Source organism: Actinoplanes sp. HUAS TT8 (assembly GCF_051380535.1).
Classification (GTDB): Bacteria; Actinomycetota; Actinomycetes; order Mycobacteriales; family Micromonosporaceae; genus Actinoplanes.
Map to the genome: position 1 here is coordinate 4,881,242 of NZ_CP195646.1, position 12,065 is coordinate 4,893,306.

Sequence of the window (12,065 nt, forward strand, 5' to 3'; positions counted from 1 at the left end):
TCTCCGCTCCTGACGGCCGGAGACCTGGGGGTTGACAGTATTCATGGGCATGTCGCCGGAGCTGACCTTCTCGCTGCTCGGTCCGCTGGAGGTTCGCCGCGACGGTCAGGCCCTGCCTCTCGGCTCCCGTCAGCACCAGCTGATCCTCGCCCTGCTGCTGGCCCGGGCCGGCGAGCAGGTCCGCGGCGACGAGCTCGTCGAGCTGCTCTGGGGCGATCAGCCGCCGGTCACGGCGCTGAACGTCGTTCATCGGGCCATCAGCCGGCTCCGGAATCTGCTGGAACCCGAGCGGTCTCCGCGGTCGGCCAGCCGCTGGTTGACGGGTGGGGTCGGTGGCTACACCTTCATTGCCCGGCCCGGCGCCCTGGATCTGCTGGAGTTCCGCGAGCTGGCCGAGGAGGCGCGTGACCGGGCCGCCGAGGACGAGGCGGGGGCGCTGAAGCTGTTCGTCGAGGCGCTCTCGCTGTGGACCGGTGCCTGCGCGGGCGGCCCGGCCCCGGGCGAGCCGGCCCGGCCGGCGTTCGCTGCTGTCGACGCCGAGGGTTCGGCCGTCGCCCGGGAGGCGGCGAAGCTGGCCCTGCGCACCGGACAGGCCGGTCTCGCGCTGCCCGTCCTGGAGCCGATCGCCGCACGGCACCCGTGGGACGAGGCGTTACAGGCTCCGCTGCTTCGCCTGATGGCCGCCGACGGGAAGCAGGCCGCGGCCGTGATGCTGTACGGGAATCTGGCCTCCCGGCTCTCCGAGGAGCTCGGTGTCGACCCCGGGGCCGAGCTGCGGGATGCGTACCGGTCGGTGATGAGCGGCAGTGTCGACGAGCCCGTCGGCGAGTCCCGCGTGGCGATGGCCGGACCGGCGCAGCTGCCTCCCGACATGCCGTACTTCGCCGGGCAGCAGGCCTTGATCCAGCAGATCAGCGGATGGACCGATCACGGCCGGGAGGCGATGCCGACGGTCGTCGTCGACGGTATGCCCGGCGTCGGCAAGACCACGCTGGCGGTGCACATCGGGCACCTGGTCGCGCCGCAATTCCCGGACGGTCAGCTCTTCGCCGACATGCGGGGATTCCATCCGTACGCGGAGATCGCCGACCCGGCCGAGACTCTGTTGTCGTTCCTCACCGCGCTGGGGCTGCCCGCCGGCTCGGTGCCGCAGGGCGTGGAGAGCCGATCGTCGCTGTTCCGCAGCGTCGTGGCCGACCGGCGGATTCTGATCGTGCTCGACAACGTCCGCGGTGTCGAACAGGTCCGGCCGCTGCTGCCCGGCTCACCCGGGTGCATGGTCGTGGTGACCAGTCGCAGCCGCCTGCCCGAGCTGGTCACCGCGCACGGCGCCCGGACGTTGAGCCTGGGTCTGCCGTCGATGGCCGAGTCCCGGGCGGCGATGGCCGAGCGGCTCGGTGGTCTGGCCTGGCGGGAGCCGAAAGCGCTCGACGAGATCGTGCAGCGGTGCGGGCGGCTTCCGCTGGCCATGGCGATCGTCGGGGGCCGGGCGGCGGCCACACCCGACTCCCCGCTGTCGGTGATCGCGGCCGAGTTGCGGACGGCCGGGGAAAATCTGGACGCCTTCGACGACGGCGACCTGAACCGGGACGTCCGGGCCGTGTTCACCTGGTCCTACCAGCTGCTCAGCCCGGCGGCGGCCCGCCTGTTCCGGTTGCTGTCCCGGCTACCGGCGCCGGTGACGACCCTGCACGGGGCGGCCGCGCTGGCCGGGATCGAACCGGCCGAGGCGCACGCCCATCTGCGCGAGATGATCCGGACCCGGCTGGTGGACCGGTGCCAGGCCGATCGGTACCGGGTGCACGACCTGGTCTCCCGGTTCGCGGGCGAGCTGTGCCGGGCCGAGGACACCGTCGAGGACCGGGCCGCGGCCTGGGGCCGGCTGTGCGACTACTACCGGCAGACCGCGCACCTGGCCAACGAACGGCTGACGCCGCAGAGCCCGCCTGGGCCGGTGCCCGCGCCGCCGCTGCCCGGTGTCGTTCCCACCCCGATCGAGACGAGTGCCGAGGCGACCGCCTGGTTCACCGCCGAACTGCCGGTGCTCCGCGCGGTCGTCGAGCGCAGCACGGCCGGCGGCGCCGAGGCCGTGGCCTGGCCGCTGGCACTGACCACCGCAGTGTTCCTCGACCGGACCTGCCGCTGGCACGAATGGCTGGCGCTGATGAACACCGGGCTGCGGGCCGCGGCGATCGCCCAGGACCTGCACGGGGTCGCGCTGACTGCGCACAGCCTGGCCGGGGCGCACTGGCGGCTGGGCAACCTGGCCGAGGCGTCGTGGCGGTTCACCTTCGCCGAGGAGCGTTTCCGGCGCGTGGCCGACGAGGACTCGGCGGCTCATGCCAAGATGAACCGGGGCATGGTCGAGATCAGCCGGGGTAACCGCCGGGCCGGCGTCGCCGACCTGGTCCGGGCGCTACGGTTGCTGCGCCACAGCGACCGGCGCCAGCTGAGTGCGTCGGCCCGCTCCAGCCTGGCCCGATGCCTGCTGGGTCTGGGCCTGCTGACCGCGGCGAACCGGCTGGCCGCCGAGGCGCTGGGACTGTATCGGGAGCTGGGCGACATGACCGGGATGACGATCGGGCACCATCTGCTGGCCGAGATCGACTCCGCCGCGGCGCGGCACGAGTCCGCGATCCGCCGGCACGAGCGGGCGGTCTCGTACGCGAAGAAATGTGGCGCTCAGGTGAACCTGGTCATGGCCTATACCGCCCTCGGCGACGCCTATCTCGTCGTCGGTGACACCGAAGCCGCGCGCCGGGCCTGGATCGAGGCGAGGTCCCAGGTCGACGATCCGACTCTGGAGCCGGTCGCCGCGATCACCGCCCGGCTGCAGAAGATCTCCGGGTGACCGGCTCCGTCCATCGATTCCAGATCCTCGGCCCGCTGCGGGTCCGGCGTGACGAGACCGAACTGCCCCTCGGCCCCCGCCAGGGCCGCGTCATCCTGGCCCTGCTGCTGGCCCGGGCCGGGCAGACGGTCACCACCGGGGAGATCCTCACCGCGCTGTGGGGGGCCCGGCCGCCGGACAGCGCGGTGAACATCCTGCACCGCTACATCGGATCGCTGCGCCGGGTGCTGGAGCCGGACCTGGCCCGGCGATCGCCCGGACGCTGGATCCTGCCCCAGCTCGGCGGCTATCACCTGCCCCTGGATGCGGACTGCTTCGACCTGCTGGCGTTCCGGGAGATCGTGCGGCAGGCCGCGACGGTGGCGCCGGCCGAACCCGAGGAGGGGCTGCGGTCGTACCTCATGGGTCTGGGTCTGTGGCGAGGGCGACCCGCGGCCGGGCTGACACCGCCGTCGGCGCCGCTTCCGGCGCTGTCCGCGATCGAACGGGAATACTCGGGCGCCGTGATCGAGGCCGCAGCGCTCGCCCTGGCCCTGCAGCGGCCGGTGAGCGTCCTGCCCGCCCTCCGGCAGGCCGCCACCTGGGATCCGGCCAACGAGAGGCTGCACGCGAGCCTGTTGCTGGTGCTGTCGGCGGACGGTCGGCAGGCCGAGGCGCTCAGCCTCTACCAGGAGGTCCGGCGGCGGTTCGGCGGGGCGGTGCCCAGGTTGGACGAGGCCTATCGCCGGATCCTGCACCAGCTTCCGGAATCCGCTCCCGGGCCGAGCCCGTCGCTCCCCCCATCCTCGGTCACCGTGTCCGCGCCGGGCCCGGCCGTGATCCGGCCCGCGCAGTTACCGACCCGCTTGCCCCGGTTCGTCGGCCGGGAATCGGAGCTCGCCCGGCTCGACGAGATCTTCACCGAGCGACGCCGCGCGCTGCTCACCGTGGCCGTCTGCGGCATGCCCGGGGTCGGCAAGAGCACCCTGGCCGTGCACCTCGCTCACCGGGTCGCCCAGCACTTCCCGGACGGGCAGCTCTACGCCGACCTGCGGGGCTTCTCGGCCGGCCCGCCCGTGACCCCGGGGGCCGTGCTGGGGTCGTTCCTCGAAGCTCTCGGGGTGCCGCGGGCCGCCATCCCGGAATCGGCCGACGCCAGGGCGGCGATGTTCCGCAGCTCGCTGGCCGGTCGCCGGATGCTGGTCCTGCTCGACGACGTGCGGGAGTCCGACCAGGCGTCGCCGTTGTTTCCGGGCGACGCCGGCAGCGCCGTGGTGATGACCAGCCGGCGCCGGCTGACCGGGCTGGCCGCCAACGTCGGCACCCGCCTGTTCGCCCTCGACGAGCCCGCGCCGGAGGAGGCGGTCGCCCTGCTCGCCGCGCGGATCGGCGACCGGACGGCCGCCGATCCGGCCGTCCTGGCCGAGCTGGCCGAGCGGGCCGGACGGCTACCGCTGGCCCTGAGCATCCTGGCCGCCCGGACCCTGCTGGAGCCCGGAGTCACACCGGCCTCGCTGCTGGCCGAGTTACGGCGGCCCGGCACCGGCCTGGACCCGTTCAGCTCGGACGAGCTCAACGAGGACCTGCGCACGATCTTCTCCTGGTCGTACCGGACGCTGAGCATCGAGGCCGCCACCATGTTCCGGGCGCTCGCCGGGCACCCGGGCCCGGACATCACCGTGCGTAGCGCCGCATCGTTGCCCTCGGCTCCGGTGGGACCGGCCCGGGCACCGCTCGAAGAACTGGCCGCCACCGGGCTGTTGACGGCCCGAATGCACGGCCGATACGTGATTCATGACCTCGGCCGCCGTTATGCGGCCGAATTACCGGAACTGTTCCGGACGGCTCACCGGATCTGATCCGGATCGCGTCCCGAATTCCTGGCATTGCCTGTCGCCGGCCGGCTTCCGGCTGCCCTTTTACCGGGTCCCACCAGCGCGATCAGAGCTTTTCCACTTGCATCCCAAGGAGATGTAACAAGGGTCTGCCTACTCTCCCGGCGGCGCGGAACCACCCACTCGGGTGAATCACTCGCTGTGTCCCTAGAACCGAGAGGCAATACCCGTGACTTCGACGCTGAGCGACCCGGTCTCCCGCATGGAGGAAGTCCACGCCCTGCACGGACGGCCACTGCTGCACTTTCTGCTGAGACTCACCCGCAACGAGCGATCCGTCGCGGAGGACCTGTTCCAGGAGACGATGCTGCGCGCGTGGAAGCACATGGACACCCTGCCGGTCCAGGAGGAGAACGCGCGTCGCTGGCTGTTCACCGTGGCCCGCCGAATCGCCATCGACGCGGCCCGGATGCGGCAGGCCCGCCCGTCCGAGGTGAACCTGCTCGACGCCAGCAGCCTGCTCTCCGAGGAGGACAGCACCGAGCAGTCGCTGGCCGTGTTCACCCTGTCCGACGCGCTGGGCCGGCTCAGCTGGGCGCACCGGACGATCCTGCACGAGCTGTACTGGAAGGGCGCGTCCACCGACGAGACGGCAGCCCGGCTCGGAGTGCCGGTCGGCACGGTGAAATCGCGCGCCCACTACGCCCTGCGGCACCTGCGCGCCGCGTTCGGCATGTCCGGTTGATCCGGCCGGCCCGATCACTCCCGGCCCCGGCCCTCGGCCACGCCCGCCGCGACGACGATGTCGGCGGTCAGCAGCGTACGCAACTGGTCGACGGTCGGTGACGGCAGCGACCGCAGCCGGCCCGCCTGCCGGGTGATCGCCTCGTCGAGCACCTTGCGGGCGTAACGACCGTTGCCGAAGGTGCGGTTCCGCGGTACCCGCTCGAAGTGTTCCCGCAGGACCACCAGCGTCTCCCCGGGACATTCGTAGCCGTTGGACATGGCCAGCCCCTGGAAGATCGCGACCAGTTCGTCCGGACTGTAGTTGGCGAAGTGGATCCGCCGGGAGAACCGGGACGCCAGACCGGCGTTCGCGGCCAGGAACGTCTCGATCTCGTCCTCGTAGCCGGCCGCGATCACCACGACGTCGTCACGGTGGTCCTCCATCAGCTTGACCAGCGTGTCGATCGCCTCCCGGCCGAAATCGTTCTGCACACCGGGCGGGGCGAGCGTGTACGCCTCATCGATGAACAGCACGCCGCCGCGGGCCCGCTCGAACGCCTCCCGGGTCCGCTGCGCGGTGTGCCCGATGTACTCGCCGACCAGGTCGGCCCGCGCCACCTCGACGAACTGTCCGCCGGCCAACGCGCCCAGGGCGGTCAGCAGGTCGCCGTAGAGCCGGGCGACCGTGGTCTTGCCGGTGCCGGGCGGACCGGAGAAGACCAGGTGCCGTGAGAGCGAGGGGGCGGGCAGGCCGGCCGCCACCCGGGCCCGGACCGTGGCCAGCAGGTCGATCATCTCGGAGACCTCACGCTTGACCGCGCTCAACCCGATCATGGCGTGCAGCCGGCCGAGCATCCGCTCCACCTCGCCGTCGCGGGCGTCACCGACCCGCAACCCGCCGGCCTCCGGCGCGCCCAGGTCCTGCGGCAGCAGCTGGGCCAGCTCCACACCCGAGGTGGAGCCGGCCTGCGCCAGCCGGAACGCCTGCCGGCCCACCATCTCCTCGAACACCTTGCGGGCCACCCGCGCGTTGCCGAAGTTGGCGTCCCGGGTCATGCCGTCGAACAGCCCGGCCAGAGCGGTACGGGTGTCGTACTCCAGCGCGTAATGATGGGTGCGGCACATGCTCTCGGTGATCGTCACCAGCTCCGCCGTCGAGTAGCTCTCGAACTCGATGGTCTTGGAGAAACGCGAGGCCAGACCCGGGTTGGCGGACAGGAACGCACGCATCTGCGCGGAGTAGCCGGCCACGATGACCACGACCTCGTCGCGGTGGTCCTCCATCAGCTTGACCAGCGTGTCGATCGCCTCCCGGCCGAAGTCGTGGCCGGAGCCACCCTCCACCGGCGCGAGCGTGTACGCCTCGTCCAGGAACAGCACCCCGCCCTTGGCCGCCTCGAACCGCTCGGTGGTCTTCACCGCCGTACCACCGATGTGCTCGGCCACCAGGTCGGCGCGGGCCACCTCGATCAGCTGACCGGTCTTGAGCACCCCCAGCGCGGCCAGGATCCGGCCGTAGAGCCGGGCCACCGTGGTCTTGCCGGTGCCCGGGGCACCCGCGAAGACCATGTGCCGCGACATCGGCGGCGCCGGCAGACCGGCGGCCGCGCGGCGCTGCGCCACCCGGTGCAGGCCCACCAGCGTGGCCACCTCCTGCTTGACCCCGGCCAGGCCGACCAGCTCACCCAAATCCTTGAGCAGCGGCGTGGCCGGGTCGCCCGGATCGGCGGACACCGGAGCCGCCGCGGCCGGGCCCGGCACGGCGGGAGCCGGCACGAGGTCCGGTGTACGCGACGGCGGCGGGACGGTGCCCGCGCCGCCGGTCTCCAGGGTCGCGTTCGGTACGGCCTGGCGGATCCCATCCGTACCGTTGCCGAACAGCGAGCCGCCGGTCACCCGGACCGGTTCGGTCGTCTCCACCAGCACGCCCTCGTGCCGGTTCTCGATCACCTCGCAGTCCTCCAGCCGGCCCGACGAGCCGGCCGCGAACCGCACCCCGGTACCGCAGCCGTGGATCCGGTTACGCACCCCGGTCAGCCGCCCCCGGTTGCCGACCAGCACACCGGCGTCCCGGGCACCGGCGACATCGCAGGAGCGCAGCGTGGCCACCCCGTCCGGTTCCACGGTGACGCCGTGCCGGCCGTCGCGCACCGACAGCTCGATCGCCTCCACGGTGGCCCCGGCGCCGACGGTGACCCCGGCGACCGCGCACCGCTCGATCCGGCCACCGCGGACCGTCACCGCGGCTTCTTCGGTGACCTGCAACCCGAAGTCCGTACAGTCCCGGGCCGTCAGCTCCTCGATCACCGGCGTGGCCGAACCGGCCACCGCGACGCCACAGCGCCCGGCGGCGACCGTCAGGCCACTCACCACGGCTGCGGACTGGCCGGCGAACAGCAACCCGATGTCGCCGCCGCCGTCGACCTGACCGCCGGCGAACCGCGGTGCCGCCGTGTCGCTGACCGCGATCCGGGCCGCCCCGCTCTCCGCCACCCGGCAGTCGGTGAACTCCCCGCCGGCCGAGCCGACGACCAGGATGCCGTGCCCGGCGGCGGCACCCACCCGGATCCGCGACACCACCGGCCGGGCCGTCCCGGAGACCACCAGACCGTGGCCGCCGACCGCGCGCACCTCGCAGTCCTCGATCACCGGACGGCCACCGGACACGGCGATGCCGACGCCCGCCGTGTCGTGCACGGTCGTGCCGGTCAGCCGGATCTCGCCGTCCTCCTCGACCGTCACGGCCGCGCCGTCCACCGAGCTGATGTCGCACTGGCGAACCGTGCCGCGCCCGCCGCGCATGCTCAAGATCCCGGTTCCGCGTACGTCGGTGATCGTGCACCCCTGGAACAGCGGGTCCGCGCCGCCGGTGACCACCAGCGCGGAGGTACCGATCTCCCGGACCACCGTGCCCGTCACGGTGGCCGCGCCGTCCCGCTCGATCAGCAGCCCGGCGCCTCCGGGGTTGCGGACCGTGCAGTCGTTCATCTCCAGACGGCCACCGCGTACGTGCGCCGCCAAAACGCCGTTTCCCCGTACCTCGCAGTCGGCGACGGTGGCCACGCCCCGGCCCACCTGCATCGACGGCAGTTCGGCACCACCGCCGGTCAGGATCAGTCCTCGCAACGTCGGCGTGCCGCCCGCGACGAAAACCGCCACACCGTCACCGCCGTCGATGGTCACCGTGCCCCGGCCGTCCTCGGCGACCACCGTGACGTCGGCCGACAGCACCAGCTGCTCCTGATAGACGCCCGGCTGCACCACGACGGTCGCCCCCGGCGCGGCCGCGGCCAGAGCCTCGGTGATGCTGGACCGGCACGCCGGATCCGTCTGGGACACCGACACCAGGCTGTTGTTCATGCTGGTCCGCTTTCGGAGGTGAGTGGTGTGGCCGGACGCCGGTAGGGCCGGCCGGCCGAGTCGAGACCGGGCGCGAGAGCCGGCCGGGCGACGCCCACGCCGCGCGGGGCGTCCCGCAGGCGGGAGAGGATACGGTCGGCGCCCTCCGGCGCACCGGCGCGTGTCCGCCGGACACCGCCGGCGTCGCGCAGCAGCACCCGACCGGCCGCGGAACCGTCACCCGGCCGGTCGACGGCCAGCACGGTGAACCGGGTGCCGGGCGGGAACAGGGCGGCGCCGTCCAGGACGTCCAGCCCGGCCAGTCGACGGGCGCTGGCCGACCAGATGGCGAACTCCATCCGGTCCGGCGTGGGCGCCCCCGGCGCCAGGTCGACGTCGAGGAAGGCCGGCTCGACCAACTCGTCGCCCGGCTGGTAGCCGGCCAGCAGGGCCGGCTCGGCCAGGGCGGTGCCGAAGACCGGCCCGAACACGGCGGGAAGGCGGCGCAGGCCGTACGCGGCCGTGCGGGCCAGCAGAGCCACGCGGTCCCGCTCGTCGTCGTCGCCCTCGCCGCGCAGCACCTGGTTGACCGTGTCCCGTTCGTCGAGCAGGTACGCGCGTACCGCCACCAGCCCGGCGGTCAGCTCGGCGGCCGAGCTGGCCACGGCCCGCAGTCCGGGGTCCTCGGAGAGGCGGCGGGCGACGATGCGAGCGTGGGCGTCGTACCTGGTGCCGAGCGCCTGGCGGACCCGGACGCGCTCGGCGACGGCCTGTTCCGGGCTCATGCCGGCCAATTCCTCCGGCAGCCAGAGCACGTCGGACGGGGCCTGGACGGCGACGACCGGTGTCTTCTCGGCCACCGGCTCGGCGATCTCGACGGAGGCCGGTTCGGTCACCGTTTCATGCGCGGGCGGGGGTGGGCCGGCCAGCGCGGCCGGCCAGCTGTGCGGCTGACGGCCGGCCAGCTGCAGGATCAGGTCGGCGGCGAGCGGCCTCGGTTCCAGGGAAGCCGGCGCCGGTGACTCCCCCGGCGCGGCGGCGGCCGGGGCGGCTTGGCGGGGAGCGAGCGCGGCCGGGAAGAGCACGGTTCCGGGTACGACTGCGGCCGGCGCGGGTGCGGTGGGCGCGGGTGCGGTGGGCGCGGGCAGAGCCACCGTCGCGGGCTCGGGGACGGCCACCGCGTCGGGCCGCGCGAGGGCCGCTGCCGCCACGGGTGCCGTCACCGGCGTGGCGACCTCGACCGGCGGCGTCACCTCGACCGGAGGCGTCACCTCGACAGGCGGCGGCTGCGGGCCCGGCGGCGCCGATAGGTCGCCGGTGCTGTGCGGCGCCGTCTTGTCGGCGATCGGATCGGCCTCGGACGCGGGCACCGGCTCCAGCTTGCGGGCGGCGCCCACCGGCGAGGGCGGCAACACCCGGCCGAGCGGATCGATCCGACGGGCCGGGCGAACACCCGCCGGGCCGGCGACCCGCGGATGCCAGCGACGGAAGGTTCCCGGGGTCATCGCCAGCCCGGTCGAGCTGAAGGACACCTCGCCGTCCGCCGCCGTCACCGGCCGGGCCAGCGCGTCGACGAGCGAGCCGAAGAGCAGATCCAGGGCGGGTCCGGCCGCGACGGTGGCCGACGGCACGACGAGCAGCGGACGGTGTTCCGGACAGACCGCGGCGAGCAGCCCGGCCAGCGCGCGGGCGGTCAGCATGCGCCCGGCCACCCGGAAACCGACCGCGTTCACCTCGATCTCGACGACGTAGCCGGCCAGCACCGGGCTGGTGAGCACGGATTGGCGGTCCCGGAAGTTCCAGCCGGCCGGCGTGGCCGTACCGGGAACATCCGGCACGGCCACGGACAAGGCCGGGCGGGTGACGGTCACCGGTGGGGGGCCGACCGGTGAGTGCCACACATCGGGCCGGTCGACCGGCCGGTAGGCCGTCGCTGCCTCACCCACCGGCACGAGCTCCAGCGGCAACCCGCGTGGGCTCTCCGCGGCGAGCGGCGGAATGGACGCTGAGGACATCCGGCACACTCCCCGTTTCGCAAGCCCGGCCCGATTGCCGTTACATGTAGACGTCATGACTGACGGCCCGGTGCCGCCAGAGTTCAATTTCGGTCAGCCGCGGTGTCGTTCGCGTACAGCCGGGCCAGCGCGCGATGCATCGACACGGTGTCCACCTCGGGCGGCTGGTAGTCCGCCGCGCGGATGTCGGCCAGCAGCTCCGGATCCGGCGCCAGCTGGTGCTCGGCCAGGTAGTAGACGGTGGCCCCGGACCAGATCCAGCGCCCGTCGGTGTGGAACGAGACCGGCACCGCGGCGGCCCGGGCCGAGTCCAGGATGTCCCCGGTGTAGCTCGGGCTGATCACCAGAGGAACCCCGTCGCCGAGGTATTCGAGCACCCGGTCCCGCTCCTGTTCGGACAGCACGGTGTGATCGTCGGCGAAGCTCGGACCGTCCTGCGGCGTGTAGTTGTCGAACAGGCGGGCGGTACGCAGCTCGGCCGGCGGGGCGGCGGCCCACACCAGCGCGCCGAAGCCGAGCGCGGTGCTCTGGTAGGCCGGCAGCAGGCCGGGATCGCGGAAGACCTCCACCTGCGGGTCGGTCTCCCCGGTGGTCGCCAGGGCGTCCTGCAGCGCCGCCGCGACCGGCACCAGCTCCGCGTCGTGGCCGGCCGCGGCCTGCACCAGGTAGAGCCGTCGCGCGGGCGGCCATTGGGTGTGACGCGCGGGGAACCGCCACGCCCGCCACACGGCCAGGACCGTGACCCCGGCGGCCCGGCCCTCGTCCAGCCCGCCGATCACCGCGGCGTCGATGTGGTCGGCGCCGCCCGGACCGTCGTACGCGATGGTCAGGTCCAGGCTGTAGGGAATGGTGTCGGCGTGCTCGGCCAGGATGTCGGGGCCGACCGGGGCGAGACCGTAGAGGGTCTGCTCGTCCGTCTCCGAGCGCTCCAGTCCGGCCACCGCCTCGGGGTCCTCGCCGGCGTCGCGCAATGTGGCCGCGAGCAGGTCGGCGTCGGCCGTGGTGACCGCGACCCGCCCGGCCAGCGCCGCGAACAGCACCGCCTGCGCGACCGCTTCCACGTCACCGGCGGCCAGCCACTGCCGGGCCGTGGCCACCAGTTCGTCGGGCAGCCGACCGGCGGCTCGCAGCAGCAGGTGATGGTAGGCGGCAACCTGTTCGGGATCGGCCCGGCCCGGTCCGGTCATCGTGCTCTCCTTAGGCGTCGGCGTCTCGGTGCCCCGCTGGACCCCAGCTCGTCCATCACGACGGAAGGCGGCGATCCCGGTTCAACCCGGGCCGGAGTTCGGCTCGCGCCACGCTGAGGTCGACGGACCGCCG

Annotated in this window: 6 protein-coding genes; 3 read left to right on the top strand and 3 right to left on the bottom strand. The window is 73.4% G+C overall.

Annotated elements, in window-relative coordinates; genetic code table 11:
* Positions 1-49: 49 nt before the first annotated feature.
* The 3 genes from ACSHV8_RS21950 to ACSHV8_RS21960 all read left to right on the top strand — a co-directional run bounded on the left by ACSHV8_RS21950 (position 50) and on the right by ACSHV8_RS21960 (position 5,410).
* Entirely contained in the window at positions 50-2,851 is a 2,802-nt protein-coding gene (locus ACSHV8_RS21950) for an AfsR/SARP family transcriptional regulator (RefSeq protein ID WP_436535619.1), read from the top strand.
* Positions 2,848-4,689 carry a BTAD domain-containing putative transcriptional regulator gene (locus tag ACSHV8_RS21955; RefSeq protein ID WP_436535620.1) on the top strand — a complete coding sequence of 614 codons (1,842 nt, stop codon included), beginning with the start codon at positions 2,848-2,850 and terminating at the stop codon, positions 4,687-4,689. Before ACSHV8_RS21950 ends, ACSHV8_RS21955 begins: the two co-directional genes overlap by 4 nt.
* A gap of 205 nt (positions 4,690-4,894) precedes the next feature.
* Positions 4,895-5,410, top strand: coding sequence for a sigma-70 family RNA polymerase sigma factor (locus tag ACSHV8_RS21960; protein ID WP_436535621.1), 516 nt, complete (start codon positions 4,895-4,897; stop codon positions 5,408-5,410).
* A gap of 14 nt (positions 5,411-5,424) precedes the next feature.
* Here the strand turns inward: ACSHV8_RS21960 and ACSHV8_RS21965 are convergent, their stop codons facing one another.
* The 3 genes from ACSHV8_RS21965 to ACSHV8_RS21975 all read right to left on the bottom strand — a co-directional run bounded on the left by ACSHV8_RS21965 (position 5,425) and on the right by ACSHV8_RS21975 (position 11,932).
* Positions 5,425-8,751: a right-handed parallel beta-helix repeat-containing protein gene (locus tag ACSHV8_RS21965; protein ID WP_436535622.1), complete on the bottom strand. Its 3,327-nt coding sequence runs from the start codon at positions 8,749-8,751 to the stop codon at positions 5,425-5,427.
* A complete protein-coding gene (locus ACSHV8_RS21970) occupies positions 8,748-10,745 on the bottom strand; it encodes a hypothetical protein (RefSeq protein WP_436535623.1) in 1,998 nt (665 codons plus the stop codon). The genes ACSHV8_RS21965 and ACSHV8_RS21970 overlap by 4 nt, the downstream gene beginning before the upstream one ends.
* Positions 10,746-10,828: 83 nt before the next feature.
* A complete protein-coding gene (locus ACSHV8_RS21975; protein ID WP_436535624.1) occupies positions 10,829-11,932 on the bottom strand; it encodes a hypothetical protein in 1,104 nt (367 codons plus the stop codon).
* Positions 11,933-12,065: the final 133 nt, after the last annotated feature.